16 protein-coding genes and 2 tRNA genes are annotated in these 18178 nt (G+C 69.6%); 12 read left to right on the top strand and 6 right to left on the bottom strand.

What is annotated here, in order from left to right:
* Positions 1-15 precede the first annotated feature (15 nt).
* Positions 16-1458 carry an amino acid permease gene (locus tag JYK17_RS24345; protein WP_222811173.1) on the bottom strand — a complete coding sequence of 481 codons (1443 nt, stop codon included), beginning with the start codon at positions 1456-1458 and terminating at the stop codon, positions 16-18.
* A gap of 205 nt (positions 1459-1663) precedes the next feature.
* Here JYK17_RS24345 and JYK17_RS24340 point away from each other — a divergent pair, with 205 nt between their 5' ends.
* Together JYK17_RS24340 and JYK17_RS24335 are read left to right on the top strand one after the other, a co-directional pair.
* On the top strand, positions 1664-2152 hold the full coding sequence (locus JYK17_RS24340; protein WP_128802918.1) for a ribose-5-phosphate isomerase: 489 nt from the start codon (positions 1664-1666) through the stop codon (positions 2150-2152).
* 38 nt (positions 2153-2190) lie between these two features.
* The gene (locus JYK17_RS24335; RefSeq protein ID WP_108014682.1) at positions 2191-3000 is read left to right on the top strand and encodes an Fpg/Nei family DNA glycosylase; all 810 of its coding nucleotides are present in this window, start codon (positions 2191-2193) and stop codon (positions 2998-3000) included.
* 16 nt (positions 3001-3016) lie between these two features.
* Here the strand turns inward: JYK17_RS24335 and JYK17_RS24330 are convergent, their stop codons facing one another.
* Positions 3017-4246 carry a GNAT family N-acetyltransferase gene (locus JYK17_RS24330; protein ID WP_128802919.1) on the bottom strand — a complete coding sequence of 410 codons (1230 nt, stop codon included), beginning with the start codon at positions 4244-4246 and terminating at the stop codon, positions 3017-3019.
* A gap of 162 nt (positions 4247-4408) precedes the next feature.
* On the opposite strand from JYK17_RS24330, the gene JYK17_RS24325 reads away from it, so the two are divergent.
* The 4 genes from JYK17_RS24325 (at position 4409) to JYK17_RS24310 (ending at position 9386) form a co-directional block, all read left to right on the top strand.
* The gene (locus tag JYK17_RS24325; RefSeq protein WP_108014680.1) at positions 4409-5599 is read left to right on the top strand and encodes a PP2C family protein-serine/threonine phosphatase; all 1191 of its coding nucleotides are present in this window, start codon (positions 4409-4411) and stop codon (positions 5597-5599) included.
* Between the two features lie 120 nt (positions 5600-5719).
* Complete coding sequence (locus JYK17_RS24320) at positions 5720-6478, top strand: ABC transporter ATP-binding protein (RefSeq protein ID WP_108014679.1); 759 nt, start codon at positions 5720-5722, stop codon at positions 6476-6478.
* On the top strand, positions 6478-8922 hold the full coding sequence (locus JYK17_RS24315; protein WP_222811172.1) for an FtsX-like permease family protein: 2445 nt from the start codon (positions 6478-6480) through the stop codon (positions 8920-8922). The genes JYK17_RS24320 and JYK17_RS24315 overlap by 1 nt, the downstream gene beginning before the upstream one ends.
* The gene (locus tag JYK17_RS24310) at positions 8919-9386 is read left to right on the top strand and encodes an HD domain-containing protein (protein WP_108014677.1); all 468 of its coding nucleotides are present in this window, start codon (positions 8919-8921) and stop codon (positions 9384-9386) included. The genes JYK17_RS24315 and JYK17_RS24310 overlap by 4 nt, the downstream gene beginning before the upstream one ends.
* 30 nt (positions 9387-9416) lie before the next feature.
* On the opposite strand, the gene JYK17_RS24305 is transcribed toward JYK17_RS24310, so the two are convergent.
* Positions 9417-10538 (bottom strand): acyltransferase family protein, encoded by a 1122-nt coding sequence (locus JYK17_RS24305; RefSeq protein WP_108014676.1) that lies wholly within the window; start codon positions 10536-10538, stop codon positions 9417-9419.
* Between the two features lie 570 nt (positions 10539-11108).
* Between JYK17_RS24305 and JYK17_RS24300 the strand changes: the two genes are divergently transcribed.
* Positions 11109-11303 carry a hypothetical protein gene (locus JYK17_RS24300; RefSeq protein WP_108014675.1) on the top strand — a complete coding sequence of 65 codons (195 nt, stop codon included), beginning with the start codon at positions 11109-11111 and terminating at the stop codon, positions 11301-11303.
* 191 nt (positions 11304-11494) lie between these two features.
* Here JYK17_RS24300 and JYK17_RS24295 read toward each other — a convergent pair whose 3' ends face one another.
* On the bottom strand, positions 11495-11707 hold the full coding sequence (locus JYK17_RS24295; protein WP_108014674.1) for a ribbon-helix-helix domain-containing protein: 213 nt from the start codon (positions 11705-11707) through the stop codon (positions 11495-11497).
* A gap of 197 nt (positions 11708-11904) precedes the next feature.
* Positions 11905-11978: transfer RNA gene (locus JYK17_RS24290), tRNA-Gly, on the bottom strand.
* A gap of 165 nt (positions 11979-12143) precedes the next feature.
* On the opposite strand from JYK17_RS24290, the gene JYK17_RS24285 reads away from it, so the two are divergent.
* The 5 genes from JYK17_RS24285 (at position 12144) to clpX (ending at position 17030) form a co-directional block, all read left to right on the top strand.
* A tRNA-Pro gene (locus JYK17_RS24285) sits at positions 12144-12220 on the top strand.
* A 213-nt stretch (positions 12221-12433) separates the two neighbouring features.
* The gene (gene tig, locus JYK17_RS24280; protein WP_108014673.1) at positions 12434-13822 is read left to right on the top strand and encodes a trigger factor; all 1389 of its coding nucleotides are present in this window, start codon (positions 12434-12436) and stop codon (positions 13820-13822) included.
* Positions 13823-14183: 361 nt separating this feature from the next.
* Positions 14184-14789, top strand: a complete 606-nt coding sequence (locus tag JYK17_RS24275) for an ATP-dependent Clp protease proteolytic subunit (protein WP_108014786.1) — start codon at positions 14184-14186, stop codon at positions 14787-14789.
* A gap of 50 nt (positions 14790-14839) precedes the next feature.
* Positions 14840-15550: an ATP-dependent Clp protease proteolytic subunit gene (locus JYK17_RS24270; RefSeq protein WP_108014672.1), complete on the top strand. Its 711-nt coding sequence runs from the start codon at positions 14840-14842 to the stop codon at positions 15548-15550.
* Between the two features lie 190 nt (positions 15551-15740).
* Entirely contained in the window at positions 15741-17030 is a 1290-nt protein-coding gene (gene clpX, locus JYK17_RS24265) for an ATP-dependent Clp protease ATP-binding subunit ClpX (protein WP_108014671.1), read from the top strand.
* A 66-nt stretch (positions 17031-17096) separates the two neighbouring features.
* On the opposite strand, the gene JYK17_RS24260 is transcribed toward clpX, so the two are convergent.
* Positions 17097-18056: a hypothetical protein gene (locus tag JYK17_RS24260; protein WP_108014670.1), complete on the bottom strand. Its 960-nt coding sequence runs from the start codon at positions 18054-18056 to the stop codon at positions 17097-17099.
* Positions 18057-18178 lie beyond the last annotated feature (122 nt).

Raw genomic sequence — 18178 nt, 5'->3', positions numbered from 1 at the left:
ACAACGCCCCCTGTGTCAGCCGGCCTTGACCTCGTCCAGCTCGCCCGCGGAGGACTCACCCGCGGAGGCTCCCGAGGACTCGCCCGCCACGGCCGTGCGGTCGCCGGTCACGCTCTCCTTGATGAAGGCGATGACGAGCACGATCGCCGCGACGAGCAGCGACCACAGGATGGTCTTGCGCCCGTCGTGCTCCGTGTCGGTGAGCATGTAGCCCAGCACGAACACGATCAGCGCGGCCGTCGCCCAGGTCAGATACGGGTACAGCCACATCTTCACGACGAGCTTCTCCGGCGCCTCGCGCTGGATGATCTTCCGCATGCGCAGCTGCGAGAAGCAGATGACCAGCCAGACGAACAGGGCCACCGCGCCACTGGAGTTGACCAGGAAGAGGAAGACCGAGTCCGGGAACTTGTAGTTGAAGAACACCGCGACGAAGCCGAAGATCACCGACGCGAGGATCGCGGCCCTCGGCACACCGCGGGAGGTGGTCTGCGCGAACATCTTCGGCGCGTCCCCGCGCTCGCCGAGCGAGAACGCCATCCGGGAGGCCGTGTACAGGCCGGAGTTGAGGCAGGACAGCACCGACGTCAGCACGATGACGTTCATGATCTGGCCGGCGTGCGCGATACCGAGGGAGTCCAGGGCGGCGACGTAGGAGCCCTTGGCCTTGATCGAGGGGTCGTTCCACGGAAGGAGCGAGACCACCACGAGGATCGAGCCCAGGTAGAAGACCGCGATACGCCAGATGATGCTGTTGGTGGACTTCGTCACCGCGCGCTGCGGGTTCTCCGACTCGCCGGCGGCCAGGGTGGCGATCTCGCTGCCCATGAAGGAGAAGACGACGAGCAGGACGCCGGTGAGGATGGCGCCGGGGCCGTGGGGCAGGAAGCCGCCGTGGTCGGTGAGGTTGCCGAGTCCGGCCTTGTCGCTGTGGGCGCCCGGCAGCACACCGAAGATCGCGAGCGCGCCGACGACGATGAACGCGCCGATCGCGACGACCTTGATACCGGCGAACCAGAACTCGAACTCGCCGTAGGAGCCGACGGAGACGAGGTTGGTGGCGGTCAGCACGAGCATCACGATCAGGGCCCATCCCCACTGCGGGACGGCCGGTATCCAGCCTTCGAGGATCGTGGCGCCGGCGGTGGCCTCCACCGCGAGCACGACGACCCAGAAGAACCAGTAGAGCCAGCCGATGGAGAACCCGGCCCAGCGGCCGAGGGCCCGGTCGGCGTGGGCCGAGAACGACCCGGAGGTGGGGTTGGCCGCGGACATCTCGCCGAGCATCCGCATCACCAGCACCACGAGCGTGCCGACGAGGGCGTACGAGAGAAGGATGCCGGGTCCTGCGGTGGCGATGCCGGAACTGGAGCCGACGAACAGTCCGGCTCCGATGACACCGCCGATGGCGATCATCGTCAGATGTCGGTTCTTCAGTCCGGCCTGGAGACCAGTCATTGGGGAAATTCCTTCGCGCCAGGTGTGCGGTCCCCGTACGAGCGGTGTACGGGCCGGACCAGTGAAACGGAGGCCAAGGATTTCGTGAACCTTTGAATCCAGATCGTTATTTGAGGTTTCCTTGAGGTTCGGTGGTGGAGGGCGCTTTTTCCCTGGGCTCCACCCGGGGCTGCCGCCCGCGGGCGCCCGTGTCACACTCGGAGCCATGCGCGTGTACCTCGGCTCCGACCATGCCGGCTTCGAACTCAAGAACCACCTCGTCGAATGGCTCAGGGCGGCAGGCCATGACCCCGTCGACTGCGGTCCGCACATCTACGACGCCCAGGACGACTACCCGCCGTTCTGCCTGCGTGCCGCCGAGCGGACGGCCGCGGACCCCGACTCCCTCGGCATCGTGATCGGCGGCTCCGGCAACGGCGAGCAGATCGCGGCGAACAAGGTGAAGGGGGTGCGCGCGGCGCTGGCCTGGAGCGAGGAGACCGCGTCGCTCGGCCGCCAGCACAACGACGCCAACGTCGTGGCGGTGGGCGCGCGGATGCACACGCAGGAGGAGGCGACGAAGTTCGTCGAGACCTTCCTCGGCACCCCGTTCTCCGGTGACGAGCGCCACATCCGCCGTATCGACATGCTCGCGGAGTACGAGACGACGGGCGAGCTGCCCCCGATCCCGGCGCACCACCCCCAGCAGGACTGAGCCGTACGCCCTCCGGGGGCCGGAAAGGACCACGCACCGTGCCAGAGGGGCACACGATTCACCGGCTGGCACTGGACTACGCCGACCGCTTCGCCGGTACGGCACCGCGGGTGACCAGCCCTCAGGGCAAGTTCTCGGACGCCGCCGAACTCCTCGGCGGCGCCGTGCTCACCGGCACCGAGGCGCACGGCAAGCACCTCTTCCTGGGCTTCCGCGACACCGACTGGGTCCACATCCATCTGGGTCTGTTCGGCAAGGTCGCCTTCGGTGACGCCCCGGCCCCGCCGCCCACCGACACGGTCCGCCTGCGCCTCGCGAACGACACGTCGTACGTCGATCTGCGCGGCCCCACGACCTGCGCGCTCATCACGGACACCGAGAAGGACGCGATACACGCCCGGCTCGGCCCCGACCCGCTGCGCGCGGACGCCGACCCGCAGGCGGCGTACCGGCGCATCTCCCGCAGCCGTACGACGATCGCCGCCCTTCTCATGGACCAGAAGGTGATCGCCGGCGTCGGCAACGTCTACCGCGCCGAGGTCCTCTTCCGGCACGGCATCGACCCCTACCGCGCGGGCAGGGACATCACCCCCGCCGAGTGGGACGCCATCTGGGCCGACCTGGTCGCCCTGATGCGCGAGGGCGTCCGCAACAACCGCATCGACACCGTCCGCCCCGAGCACACCCCGGAGGCGATGGGCCGCCCGCCGCGCGTGGACGACCACGGCGGCGAGGTGTACGTCTACCGGCGCGCCACCCAGCCCTGCCACATCTGCGCCACCGAGATCCGCACCGCCGACCTGGCCGCCCGCAACCTCTTCTGGTGCCCGACCTGCCAGCAGCCCTGACGCCCCTGACGCACCGCTAGAACCCGTGCGGCAGCCAAGGCGGCACCGTGCAGGCGAAGGCCACCGACGCCTCCGTGAGGGCGCCCTGCCTCAGTTCGCGTACGCGTCCGGCCGCGGCGAGGGAGTCCAGGGTTACTCCGCCGAGGTAGGCCGAGCCCAACTCCCGTACGGTCAGGGCGAGATCGGGCGCCTCCTCGGTGCGGGCGCAGGACGCGCCCTTCGGGTCGCCGGTCAGCCGCCAACGCCCGCTGTTCCAGGGGCAGAAGGCGTCCTCGACGTCCAACACCACGTCCACCGGCGCCTGGTACGACCGCGCCTGCAACGCGGCCCCCACGTCCACCAGCCGTATGTGCAGCGAGTCCCGGACGAGCAGCGAGCAGCGCCGGACGTCGGAGACCATGTGCTGCCACGCCTCGTCGACCGGCCGCGCGCGTGCGGTCACCTTCGACGTCAGGTCGATGTCGAACAGGAACCGCCACAGCGCCGCGTGCCCCGCCGGGTCCAGCGCGTACAGATCCCGCACGACCACCGTCCCCTTGGGCCCGGCCGCCTCCCAGCCCGCCTTGATCCGGAAGCGCGCGTACCCCACCACCTCACCACCGCGCTCCGCCAGCACGCACTGCAGCGGAGAGGCGCCCTCCCGCTCGCTCTGCGGGTCGAGCAGCCCCAGCCGCTCCCAGCCCGGAACGCGCGCCACCATGCCGGCACGGCCCGGCACCAGCCGTGCGTAGACCGCCTCACACGCGTCGAGCGCCTCGGCGGGCGCCACGTACCGCAGCCGTACGTCGTCGGTACCGGGCGGCACGGACAGCCGTACGCGGGTCGTGTCGATCTCGGCGTTGACGTGGAACGTACCGACGCCGTAACCGAACCGCCCGTAGATCTCGGGCTCGGAGGCGGTCAGCACCGCCAGCGGCTCACCCCAGGACCGCACGTCGTCCAACTGCCGCCGCATCATGGACCGCAGCACACCGCGCCGCCGGTGCGTGGCGGCCACGCTGACCATCGTCACGCCCGCCGCGGGCACCGCCGCCCCGCCGGGCACGGTCAGCCTGAAAGAGAATGCCCCGGCCGTCCCCACGCACGTATCGTCGTCCCAGGCACCCAGCGAGCGGTCTGTCTCCGTGAGCTCGCGCCACAGCGCGCGCTCCTCGGCGGACTCGGGGATTCCGCCGAAGGCGCGGATCAGGTTGTCGTACCACTCGTCCCAGTCGTCCTGCCGCAGCACGCGCAAGTCAGTCGTCATGAACCATGCCTACCAGGGCATTGCGGGACGAGCGAGGGAATTTCGCCTTGCCGTACCCGCAACGGCTTTCTGTGAAGTTCACTGTGAAGTTGAACCTCGGACGGGGGACAAGTGGGACCTCCCGTGCCAAGCAGCTGGTCCGATGGATAGGGTCCCGAACTGATGGCAGCAGGACGAGAGCGGCGCGCGGAAGCCGACACGTTCACGGCCCGGTTGAGGATGCAGTGGCACCGGGTCCGCACCGGCCTGCGCAGAAGCGCCGTCGACTACTTCCGCGGCGACGGTTCGGACTGGGTCGCGCTGGCCGGTCTGCTCATCACCGTCCCGGTGATCGCGGCCGTCACGCTCGCCAACTCCGTATGGTGCTCACCGGCCGTGCTGGTCCTGCCGATCGTGGCCGGCGGCCTGCTGCTGCGCCCGGCCAGCCTGCTCGGCCTGTACGCGGCCGCCGCCACGGCGCTGATCGTCGAGTCGGTCAAGCTCGGGCCCTACACGGAGGGCCCGTCCCGGGTCACCCCCGGCGTCGTGCTCGTGGTCGCTGCGTGCGGCTTCTTCGGGCTGCTCATCGCCCAGTTCCGCAGCCGCGTCGGCGTGCCCTGGCGACGCGGCGGCACCATGCTCTTCGACCTGCGCGAGCGGATCCGGGTGCAGAGCAAGCTGCCGACGCTGCCGATCGGCTGGCACCGCGAGATGGCGCTGCGCCCGGCGGGCGGCCAGTCCTTCTCCGGCGACTTCGTGGTCGCCGCCCGCACCAACGGCGGCCGCACCCTGGAGGCGGTCCTCACCGACGTCTCCGGCAAGGGCATGGACGCCGGCTCGCGCGCACTGCTGCTGTCGGGGGCGTTCGGCGGCCTGCTGGGCTCGCTGCCCCCGCACGCGTTCCTGCCCGCCGCCAACGGCTATCTGCTGCGCCAGGACTGGGACGAGGGCTTCGCCACCTCCATCCACCTCGTCCTGGACCTCGACTCCGGTGACTACGAGCTCTACTCCGCCGGACACCCCCCGGGCCTCCAGCTCAGCGCGGGCAGCGGCCGCTGGGAGGAGAAGGCCGCCGAGGGCCCCCTCCTCGGGGTCTACGACGGCGCCCAGTTCGACCCCGTCAAGGGCTCGCTGCGCCCCGGCGACGTGCTGATGCTCTTCACCGACGGCCTGGTGGAGACCTCCGACCGCGACATCGCCGAGGGCATCGACCGCCTCACCGGCGAGGCCGACCGCTACGTCGCGGGCGGCTTCCACGGCGCCGCCTGGCACCTCATCGAGGCCGTCGCGAAGGACGTCAACGACGACCGGGCGCTGCTGCTGATCTGCCGCGAGGGCCCGACCGTGACGGGCCGGCCGCCGACCCTGCGCTGAGCGCTCCGGAAGACGGCTGGTGGGGTTTACCCCCGCCCGCATTCGCCAGCCGCCCTCATCGCCCGCCCCGCCTCCGATCCGTAGCTTCGAATCACCACCCCGGATCGGAAGGAACCAGGCATGTCAGGCGACTGGGCCGTAGAACTGCACGGAGTCAGCAAGCGCTACGGCCGCGGCGGCGGCGCCGTGCACGCCCTGCGCGGCATCGACCTCACCCTGCCCCGCCGCAGCTTCACCGCCGTGATGGGCCCCTCCGGCTCCGGGAAGTCCACGTTCCTGCAGTGCGCGGCGGGCCTGGACCGCCCCACCGCCGGCACCGTCCGCCTCGGCGGCACGGAGATCACCGGCATGAAGGAGAACAAGCTCACCGAACTGCGCCGCACCCGGCTCGGCTTCGTCTTCCAGGCCTTCAACCTGCTGCCGTCCCTCACGGTCGAGCAGAACGTCGTCCTGCCGATGCGCCTCGCGGGCCGCCGACCCGACCGCCGCCGCGCCACCGAGGTCCTCGCCCAGGTCGGCCTGGCCGACAAGGCCAGGCGCCGCCCCGGCCAGCTCTCCGGCGGCCAGCAGCAGCGCGTCGCGATCGCCCGCGCCCTGGTCACCCACCCCGACGTCGTCTTCGCGGACGAGCCCACCGGCGCCCTGGACACCACGACGGCGGCCGAGATCCTCTCCCTGCTGCGCCAGGCCGTCGACGGCCAGGACGCCACGGTCGTGATGGTCACCCACGACCCGTCGGCCGCCGCCTGGGCCGACCGTGTCCTGTTCCTGGCCGACGGCGAGATCGTCGACCACCTGGAGCGCGCGCCCGCCGAGCAGATCGCCGCGCGCATGACGGCCCTGTCCGCCCGCCCGGCCTTCGAACAGGCGGCGGCGTGATGTTCGCGCCCAACGGGCTGGCCCGCGCGGCCCTCCGCTTCCGACCCTCGGCGTTCGTCGGCACCTTCATCGCGCTCGCGATGGCCGCCATGGTCGTATCGGCCTGCGGCATCCTCCTGGAGACCGGCGTCCGCGCCTCCGTCCCGCCCACACGCTACGCGCACGCCCCCGTCGTGGCCGCCGCCGACCAGCGCGCCCCCTACGGCCACGGCGACAACGCCGACAGCGAACCGGTCCCCGACCGCGCCCGCCTCGACAACTCCCTGGTGGCGAAGGCGGCCTCGGCCCCCGGCGCCCGCACGGCCGTCGCCGACGTCACCTTCCCCGGCAGCGGCCCCGGCGGCCCCCTCACCGCCCACAACTGGGCCTCCACCGCCTTCACCGGAGAGCAGCTCACCTCCGGCCGCCCGCCGCACACCGGCGAGGTCGTCCTCGCCAGGAGCAGGGCCGCCGTCGGCTCGCACGTCAGCCTCACCACCCCCGAGGGCACGCGCACCTACCGCGTCTCCGGCACCACGAAGTCCGCCACTTCGGGCACCGGCGCCATCGCCTGGTTCGCCGACGGAGAGGCTCTGCGGCTGTCCGGCCACCCCGGCCGTGTCGACGCCGTCGCGGTGTTCCCCGCGGACGGCGTCACCACCGCGAGCCTCAAGTCCCAGGTGGCGCACGCCCTCGGCAAGCACGCCAAGGTGTACACCGGCGAGGACCGCGGCACCGTCGAGGACCCCTCACTCGGCGAGGCCAAGGAGACGCTGATGGGCATCGGCGGCTCCTTCGGCGGAATCGCCACCGTGGTCGCCATGTTCACCGCGGCCGGTACCGTCGCTCTCGCCGTCGGCCAACGCGCCCGCGAGTTCGCCCTGTTGCGGGCCATCGGCACCACGCCCCGGCAGGTCCGCCGCTCCATCGCCACCGAGACCCTGCTGGTGGCCCCGCTGGCCGGAGCCCTCGGCTGCCTGCCCGGAATCGCCCTGGCCCGCTGGTGGTTCGGGCAACTGCAGCACAGGGGAGCCGTACCGCGGCCCGTCGACTTCTCCGTCTCCTGGATCCCCCTCGTCTCCGCGGGTGGCGCGGTCCTTCTCACCGCCCTGCTCTCCGGCTACGTCGCCGCACACCGCAGCTCGCGCATCAAGCCCGGGCAGGCGCTGAGCGAGGCGTCCGTGGAGCGGCTGCGCATCGGCTGGATCCGTACCCCCCTGGGCCTGGCCGCCGCGGCCGGCGGCTTCGTCTGCGCGGGCCTGTCCGCCTCCATGACCGGCGAGGACGCCGCGAACGCGGCCCTCGGCATCGTCGTCCTGTTCATGCTCGCCGTGGCGCTGCTCGGCCCGCTGGTCGCCCGTGGCTGCGCCGCCCTGTTCGGCCTGCCGCTGCGCGGCGCCGGCGCCCCCGCCGTGCTCGCCGCCGCCAACTCCCGCAGCAACGCCCGCCGTCTGGCGTCCGCGATCACCCCGATCGTGCTCGCCATGGCGTTCTCCTCGGTGCTGATCTTCATGCAGACCAGCACCGACCGCGTCACCGCCGAGCAGCAGCACGCCGGCATCCTCGCCGACCACATCGTCACCGCCGATCCGGGCCTGACCCAGGACGCCGTACGACGAGCCGGGCACAGCCCCGAAGTCACCGCGGCGGTCGGCCTGTTGCGGACCTCCGTGCTCGTCCCGGCCTCGGGCGGCCTGGAGTCGGCCTCCGCGCAGGGCGTCACGGGCTCCGCCCGCGCACTCGCCGCCGTCCAGGACCTGGACGTCGAGCACGGCCGGCTGTCCCTGAAGCGCGGTGAGATCGCCGTCGACGCCCAACTCGCGGGCAACGCCCACGTCGAGGTCGGCGACCGGCTGCACCTCCGGCTGCCCGACGGCACCCGGGCCGCCCCGCTCGTCGTGGCGACGTACGGCCGCGGCATGGGCCTGTCCCAGGTCACGATGGCCCGCGCCGACCTCGCCGCCCACGTCACCTCCGCCTACGACACCGAGCTGTGGACGAAGGGCGGAACTGCCGCCGGACTGGGGCCGTACGGCACCGTGCTGGACCGGGGCGACTACACCGCCGCCCAGTCGCTGGACCGCGAACTCAACGCCTGGGCCAACTCCGTGATGGCCGGTGTCCTCGGCGGCTTCGCGGCCGTGGCCGCCGTCAACACCCTGGTGATGACCGTCCTCGACCGCCGCCGCGAACTCAGCACGCTCCGCCTCATCGGCTCCACCCGCCGCCAGGTGATGCGCATGATCCGCTGGGAGGCCCTGCTCGTCGCCCTCACGGGCATCGCCCTAGGCACGGGCATCGCCCTGGCCACCCTGGTGCCGATGATGAAGGGCCTGACCGGGCAGGGACCGTACATTCCCCCCTTGGTCTACGGCTCCTTCGCCGCAGCGATCGTCGTCCTCGGCCTGACGGCCACAACCCTCCCGGCCCGCGCGGCACTGCGCAGCGAGACACTGGACGAGTGACCGGAATCTCCCCAACACCCCTGTCCCTGGCCGAAACAGAGGCCATCGCCCGCGCCGCCCACGAGGGCCAGGTCGACAAGGCGGGCCGACCCTACGCCGAGCATCTGCAGGCCGTCGCGGAGGGCGTGCGCGCCCGCGGCGGCGACGAGGAGCAGATCGCGGCGGCCTGGCTGCACGACTCCGTCGAGGACGGCGCCCTCTCCGAGCAGTGGCTGGACGAGGCCGCGCTGAGAGACCGTACGAAGGACGTCGTGCGCGCGCTCACCAAGCGGGCGGGGGAGAGTCAGCAGGAGTACGCCGGGCGGATTCTCGCCACGCCGGGCGCACTGCTGGTCAAGGAGGCGGACCTGGCGCACAACTCCGACCCGGCCCGCCTCGCGCGCCTGGACGACGAGGCGACCCGCAAACGACTGACCGAGAAGTACACGCGGATGCGCGCACTTCTCGGTCTGGGGCAGCGGTAGTTGCTTTTCAGGGCGCCTGCGGCGAGGCGTTCACGCGTTGGCCATCTCGCGCTGCTGCTGCTTCTCCCGTTCGCGGGCCAGCTCCGCGGCGTCCCGTTTGAACGCCCACTTCAGCTCGGGCTCCATCGCGAACCTGAACGTCCGCTGCACGGGCGGCGTGCACAGCAGGGTGACCACGGCGGCCGCGGCGAGCGTCAGGGCGATCTCGCCGAGCGGCTTGTGCATCCACTTGTGGTCGAACCAGCCGTAGAAGTCACCGGCCTTGATGACGAAGCCGTGCAGCAGATAGCCGTAGAGCGTGCCCGCGCCGAGCGCGGTGAACCACATCTTGCGGCGCGGCACCCAGGCGAAGAAGCACGCGGTCAGCAGCAGCGAGCAGCCGAACAGCGCGAGCGTCATGACCGGCCCGGTCCACCACGGCGCGGCCAGCTCCTGCGCGGCGTCACGGTGGTAGAACCACGCGGTGTTCATCCGCGGCACCGCCCACCAGCCGAAGACCAGCGCGGCCGCGAACACCGGCACCGCCACGATCCGCATCGTCCGCGTGCGCACCCGCTGGAAGTGCTCGGGCTTCATGCACAGACCCAGCACGAAGTACGGCAGGAACTGCAGAACGCGCTGCAGGTCCAGGTCGTCGCCGATGTCCGGCGACACCGTCCCGAACATGGCGATGCCGAGCGCGATCGGCAGCGGCCAGCGCAGGTTCTTCCACAGCGGAGTCGTCATGCGCCAGATGAACAGCGCGACCAGGAACCAGGTGAGGTACCAGGGGTCGAGCAGACTGACGTCCATACCGGGATCGTGGTCGCCGTACCGCTTGAAGAGCGAGTACGCCGTCTCGAAGATCACGTACGGCACCAGGACGCCGGTGACCAGCCGCCTGAGCCGGTCGGGGCGCATGTCGAAACTGCGCGAGAAATAGCCGGAGATGATGATGAAGGCCGGCATGTGGAAGGTGTACACGACCGTGTACACACCCTCCAGGATGCGGCTGTCACCCTTCAGCGGTTCCCAGGAGTGACCCATGGCCACCAGCACGATGGCCAGGTACTTCGCGTTGTCGAAGAACGCGTCGCGCTGTTTGCCGCGTTGGGGAGGGCTCGCCTGCTGTGAGGTTCTGTTGTGGCCGTGCGGTTGCAACGAGTTCGTCACAGACCCTCCCCCCAGAAACGGGGGGAGTGGATCCCGGACCTCGCTGCACTTGCGGGGGACGAGGCAGCGTGAAACATCTGAGGCACCCTAGCGTCGGCCGTGGGCTTTCGTAAAACTCCCCACGTCTTTCCTGCTTATTGGCTTCGGGTACCCATCATTAAGGGAAGTCGGCCTTCTTGTGGACGTGATGGTCAACACATCGGCTCCATGTCCTAGTTGTCACGACTCATCCCGACTAAAAGGGGCATATGAGTACCGCTGTTGACGGCCCCCGGGCACCCGTGACGGCAATTCGAATTGGCTGCGAACGCGTTGTGTGGACATTGAAACGATCCCGCCGAATTATGCGTGCGGGCGCATCCTCGAATTGCCGCGCGGGAGCGCGGCGTTGGGCGCTCCCGCGGGTCGCGTCGGCATGGTCCGGGCAAAGACCCGGCACAGGTGTGGCCGACGATGTCTCACCCGCCGCATACCCGGGGCCCGTTGGTGGCACGATGGTCCTGGCGGGGGTGCGCGCGGCCGGCACCCCCAGGCCGGGAGAGCGGACCGACCGAGGGTGTGTGATCAGTTGTGGCCATTTCACTGTCAGTGGTGCTGCTGTTGGCGATCATCCTGGTGGTGTTGATGAGGGGAGGGTCGATCAAAGCGGGCCCTGCCATCGTCGCCGTGCTCTTCGGCTTCTTCCTCGCCTCGACGGGCATGGCCCCGTCGATCAACCGCTTCCTGAACTCGATAGCCGAGACGATCAACTCGATCAGTTTCTGACCGGGCCCGACCCGGTCCGCTCGGCTCGCCCACCCCGCGGGCGCGGACGCCCACGCGCCACGCCCACGGCGGACCGCGCCCGGGGCGGGCGCTCGTCGACGCGGGGAGCTGCGTTGTGCATGCGGACGCGCGATGACCTGGCAGGACGCTGAGCTGCGCGTACCAGAACCGTTGCCGAGACTCGACGCAACCTACGCCCCCGGCCTCGTATCCGAAGATGGCGTCAACGGCGCCAGCGGACCCACCCTCCTGGCAAATCGAGGAACAGGCACGTCCGCGGTCGCACGTCGGAAGCCGAGAAACTGCTCGACGGCTTCGACGATCAGATCGGTCTCGGTCTTCCCGTCGGCGCGTGCGGCCTCGGCGAGCCGGGTCTCCAGCTCAGCCGGCAGATGAACCGTCATCGGAGGCACAACGCCATGCTCTGACCGCGCTACTACGGCGTCAATGGCCACGTCTGCTCGGCCTTGCCCGGGTCGACGGGAACCTGTGGCCAAGCGAGGCAGGCATCGACCACCTTGCCATCGGGCTGATCCGGCCCTCGAAAGGACTCAGGCCCAGGGAGCGGGTGAATACCCTCTCGCCTGGGCCCAAGCCTGTCTGGAGCGGGCGACGGGAATCGAACCCGCGTAGCCAGTTTGGAAGACTGGGGCTCTACCATTGAGCTACGCCCGCACAGCATGCGCCGCAGGTCAGGCGACCGCGGCACACGAGGCATCGTAGCGGGTCGGACGCGCTCGGCGCACACCCCTTCTCCCGCCCGCAGCGCCGTGCCGCCCCCGCCCCGGAAATGCGGCAGCCGCACTGCCTGCGGGCATGTACCCTACGTGTCGCACCTGACGGGGTGTGGCGCAGCTTGGTAGCGCGTCCGCTTTGGGAGCGGAAGGCCGTGGGTTCAAATCCCGCCACCCCGACCAGCACCGGTCGGCACCGGTCAACATCGACCGGAGCCCCGGTCACCTTGGGTGATCGTGTCTCGTGATCGCCTTTGGGGCGTGTCGCCGCTGCCGTTACTATGCAAGCTGCACGCCCGTGTGTCTCTCCTCTATGAAGTCCTCCCGGGCGGCGAATTTGCCGGACCAGTCTGGCTCCGGCAGAAACCAAGAAGTCAGCCACAAGGAGACCGAACCGTGAAGAGCGCCGTGGAGACCCTGAACCCGACTCGGGTTCGGCTCACTGTCGAGGTGCCCTTCGAGGAGCTCAAGGACAGCCTCGACGCGGCGTACAAGAAGATCAACCAGCAGGTCACGGTGAAGGGCTTCCGGAAGGGCAAGATCCCGGCGCGCGTCATCGACCAGCGGTTCGGCCGCGGTGCGGTCCTGGAGGAGGCGGTCAACGACGCGCTCCCGAAGTTCTACACGGACGCGGTCAACGAGGCCGAGATCGACGTCCTGGGCCAGCCCGAGGTGGACATCACGGAGCTGAAGGACGGCGAGACGCTGAACTTCACCGCCGAGGTCGACATCCGTCCCGCCCTGGAGATCCCGGACTACTCCGGCATCGAGGTAGAGGTCGACCCCGTCGAGGTCACCGACGAGGACATCGAGAAGTCGGTCGAGCAGCTCCGCGAGCGCTTCGCCTCCACCTCCCCGGTCGAGCGCGCCGCCGAGGAGGGCGACGTCGTCACGATCGACCTGGAGGCCAAGGTCGAGGGCGAGATCCTCGAGGACGGCGTCGCGAGCGGCGTCTCCTACACCATCGGCTCGGGCGAGCTGCTCGACGGCATCGACGACGCCGTCAAGGGCCTCGAGGCGGGTGGCGAGGCCACCTTCACCTCCGAGCTCAAGGGCGGCTCCGCGGCGGGCAAGGAGGCCGAGGTCACCGTCAAGGTCAGCCAGGTCGCCGCGCGCGAACTGCCCGAGCTGGACGACGACTTCGCGCAGCTCGCGTCCGAGTTCGACACCCTCGAGGAGCTCCGCGCGGACAGCCGCAAGCGCCTGGAGAACATGAAGCAGTACGACCAGGCCACGCAGGCCCAGGAGCGCGTCCTGGAGAAGCTGCTGGAGATGGTCGAGGTCCCCGTCCCCGAGAAGCTGCTCGAGGACGAGATCAACACCCGTAAGCACAACCTCGAGCACCACCAGCTCGGCCAGATGGGCCTCGACCTCGAGAAGTACCTCGAGATCCAGGGCAAGACGGTCGAGGAGTTCGACGCCGAGACCAAGGAAGCCGCGGTCAAGGGCATCAAGACGCAGTTCGTCCTGGACGAGCTCGTCAAGCAGGAGAAGCTGAACGTCAACCAGGAGGAGCTCACCGAGCACCTCATGCGGCGTGCGGCCTCCTCCGGCATGTCCCCCGACCAGTTCGCCCAGGCCGTCGTCGAGGGCGGTCAGGTCCCGCTCCTGGTCGGCGAGGTCGCCCGCGGCAAGGCCCTCGCGGTCGTCGTCGAGGCCGCCACGGTCAAGGACACCAACGGCGAGATCATCGACCTGGACGACGAGGACGAGGACGAGACCACGGACACCGAGACCACGGAGGCCACCGAGGCCACCGAGGCCGAGGACAAGCCCGAGGACTGACGCCCAAGGCGCTGCAGAACGCCACAGAGGGGCCCCGGGGCACAAACCCCGGGGCCTCTCTGCATTGGGTCTGCATTGGGGGGCCGCGCAGCGCCCCCCCAGGGGCGCGGGGAACTGCGCGACCAACCACAACGCACCCGCACCCGCCCAAGCACACAAGCTCCCACCCCACTAGGCGCCGCTGCCCGGCTACGCCCCCGGCGAACACCCCCCACTCCGGGATTCCCCGAAGGGACCCGCGCGTTAGGGTCCATGAGTATGAGGGCAGGGGAGCACCCGAAACGGTCCCTGCCCAGCAGGGAACACGTGAAGACGGCCCGGCGCCGTCGTAAGACGAGCAGGTGGATACGTGACGAATCTGATGCCCTCCGCCGCCGGCGAGCCTTCCATCGGTGGTGGCCTCGGCGACCAGGTCTACAACCGGCTGCTCAACGAGCGGATCATCTTCCTCGGCCAGCCGGTCGACGACGACATCGCGAACAAGATCACCGCACAGTTGCTGCTCCTTGCCGCTGACCCGGACAAGGACATCTACCTCTACATCAACAGCCCCGGCGGCTCGATCACGGCCGGCATGGCGATCTACGACACCATGCAGTTCATCAAGAACGACGTGGTGACCATCGCCATGGGCCTCGCCGCCTCGATGGGCCAGTTCCTGCTGAGCGCGGGCACCCCCGGCAAGCGCTTCGCGCTGCCGAACGCCGAGATCCTGATCCACCAGCCCTCCGCGGGCCTGGCGGGCTCGGCCTCCGACATCAAGATCCACGCCGAGCGGCTGCTGCACACCAAGAAGCGCATGGCCGAGCTCACGTCCCAGCACACCGGCCAGAGCATCGAGCAGATCACCCGTGACTCGGACCGCGACCGCTGGTTCGACGCCCTGGAGGCCAAGGAGTACGGCCTCATCGACGACGTGATCCCCACGGCCGCCGGCATGCCGGGCGGCGGCGGCACCGGGGCCTGACACCCCCGCAGCGCCCCCAGCCGACCGCCACAGCCCCTAGGAGACAGACAGTGAACGACTTCCCCGGCAGCAGCCTGTACGACCGCTCCCACGGCCCTGTGGGCGCGGCAGGTGCCGCCAGCGCCGAGTACACGGGCCCCGCCGCCGAGTCCCGTTACGTCATCCCGCGCTTCGTCGAGCGCACCTCGCAGGGCATCCGCGAGTACGACCCGTACGCGAAGCTCTTCGAGGAGCGGGTGATCTTCCTCGGCGTCCAGATCGACGACGCCTCCGCCAACGACGTCATGGCGCAGCTGCTGTGCCTGGAGTCGATGGACCCCGACCGGGACATCTCGGTCTACATCAACAGCCCGGGCGGCTCCTTCACCGCGCTCACGGCCATCTACGACACGATGCAGTTCGTGAAGCCCGACATCCAGACGGTCTGCATGGGCCAGGCGGCCTCCGCCGCCGCCGTCCTGCTGGCCGCCGGTACGCCGGGCAAGCGCATGGCGCTGCCCAACGCCCGCGTGCTGATCCACCAGCCCTACAGCGAGACGGGCCGCGGTCAGGTCTCCGACCTGGAGATCGCCGCCAACGAGATCCTCCGGATGCGTTCGCAGCTGGAGGAGATGCTGGCCAAGCACTCGACCACGCCGATCGAGAAGATCCGTGAGGACATCGAGCGCGACAAGATCCTCACGGCCGAGGACGCGCTGTCGTACGGCCTGATCGACCAGATCATCTCCACCCGGAAGTTGAACAACGACTCCGTCCGCTGACACACAGAGGGCACGGAGGCTGTATCGTCTGCCGCCCCTTGGCACGGTTGGTGTGCTTTGACACGCTGCACGTCAAAGTGAACCGCGCCAAGGGGGGCCCGAACGGGGGGCCCGGCAAGGTACCGTCGGACTAAGGCAGCACCAGGAGCCGCTGGACCTAGGCGTCTCCCAGGCGAAGGGGAAGCACACCGTGGCACGCATCGGTGACGGCGGCGATCTGCTCAAGTGCTCGTTCTGCGGCAAGAGCCAGAAGCAGGTCAAGAAGCTCATCGCAGGGCCTGGTGTGTACATCTGCGACGAGTGCATCGATCTCTGCAACGAGATCATCGAGGAAGAACTCGCCGAGACCAGCGAGGTGCGCTGGGAGGAACTGCCCAAGCCCCGCGAGATCTTCGAGTTCCTCGAGGGCTACGTGGTGGGCCAGGACGCTGCCAAGAAGGCCCTCTCCGTAGCGGTGTACAACCACTACAAGCGCGTCCAGGCCGGGGAGAACGGCGGGGGCAGCGGCCGTGACGACGCGATCGAGTTGGCGAAGTCCAACATCCTGCTGCTCGGCCCCACGGGCTCGGGCAAGACCCTCCTGGCCCAGACCCTGGCCCGGATGCTGAACGTCCCGTTCGCGATCGCGGACGCGACGGCGCTGACCGAGGCGGGCTATGTCGGCGAGGACGTCGAGAACATCCTGCTCAAGCTGATCCAGGCGGCCGACTACGACGTCAAGAAGGCCGAGACCGGGATCATCTACATCGACGAGATCGACAAGGTCGCGCGCAAGAGTGAAAACCCCTCCATCACCCGCGACGTGTCGGGCGAGGGCGTCCAGCAGGCCCTGCTGAAGATCCTGGAGGGCACCACGGCCTCGGTGCCGCCGCAGGGCGGCCGCAAGCACCCGCACCAGGAGTTCATCCAGATCGACACGACGAACGTCCTGTTCATCGTGGGCGGTGCCTTCGCGGGCCTGGAGAAGATCATCGAGGGCCGGGCGGGCGCCAAGGGCATCGGCTTCGGCGCCACCATCCGCTCCAAGCGGGAGCTGGAGGAGAAGGACCAGTTCGAGGACGTCATGCCCGAGGACCTGGTCAAGTTCGGCATGATCCCCGAGTTCATCGGCCGCCTCCCCGTCATCACCTCGGTCCACAACCTCGACCGCGAGGCCCTGCTGCAGATCCTGGTCGAGCCGCGCAACGCCCTGGTGAAGCAGTACCAACGCCTCTTCGAACTCGACGGTGTGGAGCTGGACTTCGAGCGCGAGGCCCTGGAGGCCATCGCCGACCAGGCCATCCTGCGCCAGACCGGCGCGCGCGGCCTGCGCGCCATCATGGAAGAGGTCCTGATGTCGGTCATGTACGAGGTCCCGTCCCGCAAGGACGTCGCCCGCGTGGTCGTCACCGCCGAGGTCGTCCACTCGAACGTGAACCCGACCCTGATCCCGCGCGACGCCCGCAACGGGCGGGGGCCGGGGGAGCAGAAGACCGCGTAACCCCGCACAAGCTCATGAAGAAGGGCCCGGCGCCACTGGCGCCGGGCCCTTCTCGCGTCGTAGCGGTTAGCTTTTCTTGACGCGGACGTCCTTGCGGAACTTCGCGGTCAGGTCGGCCGCGCCCGCGAGGTCGGCGCTCTTGCCGGCCATCGCGTCGGCCATGTCGATGTGGATGATGACGCCCAGCGTGCTGTGGTCGCCCCAGATGCATACCGGCATGTGGATCTCGCTGGGGCCTGTCGAGGTGCTGGAGGAGCCGCCCTTGACCTTGGTCTCCTGGCATTTGAGCACCGCACCGTCGAGACCGCTGGGCTTGTAGGCCTTGGGACTACCGACGACCTCACCGTCGTCGTCCTTGCCGGCGCTCTTCTTCATCTCGGTGAACATCCCGTCGACAGCCGCCTCCGGGTTGTCGATGTCGCCGTACACACCCATGAAGTTGATCATCTTCAGGGCCAGTGGGTTGGTCTCGTCCCCGGCCTGGTAACCGGCGTGCACGTCCTGGGCGTTCTTCACGCCGTGCTTCTCGGCGTCCTTGACGTCGTTCTCGTCGAAGCCGCCACTGTCGTTCTTGCTGGACTTCTTGTACTCGCCACTGAGCACGCTCGCCGGGGTTGTCAATTTGTGCGGGCCGTCGTCGGCGACACTGCTACCGCTGCCGCCTCCCCCGCCGATCACGAAATAGGCACCTACAGCTATCGCTGCCACGACCGCCACGGCACCGATGATGAGGCCCGTCTTCTTCTTGCCACCTCCCGGCGCGGGCGGCTGCGGAGCGCCGTACGGCTGCTGGCCGTAGGGAGCCTGGCCGTATGGCGGCGGCTGCTGACCGTAGGGCTGCTGCGGCGGCACGCCCTGCGGCGGCTGCTGCGGGTAACCGTAGCCGGGCTGGGCCGGCGGCTGCTGGGGGTAGCCGTAGCCGGGCTGGGGCGCCTGCGGCGGCTGCTGGCCGTAGGGTCCCGGCTGGCCGTACGGTCCGGGCTGCTGGGGCTGCCCGCCGTACGGGCCCGGCTGGTTGTGACTCATTTCTGGGTTCCCCTCCAGATGCCTTGTGTGTCCCCGACATCCTGGCGCAGTGGGGGAGCGCGCGTTCCGTCGGGGCCCCCACCGTTACAGAACAAACGCGTTTCGGGACTGCCCCGTGACAC

The organism is Streptomyces plumbidurans, from assembly GCF_019857225.1.
Taxonomy (GTDB): Bacteria; Actinomycetota; Actinomycetes; order Streptomycetales; family Streptomycetaceae; genus Streptomyces; species Streptomyces plumbidurans.
The sequence above is the reverse complement of the archived record's forward strand: the minus strand, read 5'-3'. Positions and strand labels throughout refer to the sequence as shown.

What these genes read in the sequence shown, in the direction of transcription:
- JYK17_RS24330 (WP_128802919.1), bottom strand. Translation starts at nt 4,246, where the DNA reads ATGACGACTGACTTGCGCGTGCTGCGGCAGGACGACTGGGACGAGTGG.
- JYK17_RS24325 (WP_108014680.1), top strand. Translation starts at nt 4,409, where the DNA reads ATGGCAGCAGGACGAGAGCGGCGCGCGGAAGCCGACACGTTCACGGCC.
- JYK17_RS24340 (WP_128802918.1), top strand. Translation starts at nt 1,664, where the DNA reads ATGCGCGTGTACCTCGGCTCCGACCATGCCGGCTTCGAACTCAAGAAC.
- JYK17_RS24295 (WP_108014674.1), bottom strand. Translation starts at nt 11,707, where the DNA reads ATGACGGTTCATCTGCCGGCTGAGCTGGAGACCCGGCTCGCCGAGGCC.
- JYK17_RS24345 (WP_222811173.1), bottom strand. Translation starts at nt 1,458, where the DNA reads ATGACTGGTCTCCAGGCCGGACTGAAGAACCGACATCTGACGATGATC.
- JYK17_RS24275 (WP_108014786.1), top strand. Translation starts at nt 14,184, where the DNA reads ATGCCCTCCGCCGCCGGCGAGCCTTCCATCGGTGGTGGCCTCGGCGAC.
- JYK17_RS24315 (WP_222811172.1), top strand. Translation starts at nt 6,478, where the DNA reads ATGTTCGCGCCCAACGGGCTGGCCCGCGCGGCCCTCCGCTTCCGACCC.
- JYK17_RS24320 (WP_108014679.1), top strand. Translation starts at nt 5,720, where the DNA reads ATGTCAGGCGACTGGGCCGTAGAACTGCACGGAGTCAGCAAGCGCTAC.
- JYK17_RS24260 (WP_108014670.1), bottom strand. Translation starts at nt 18,056, where the DNA reads ATGAGTCACAACCAGCCGGGCCCGTACGGCGGGCAGCCCCAGCAGCCC.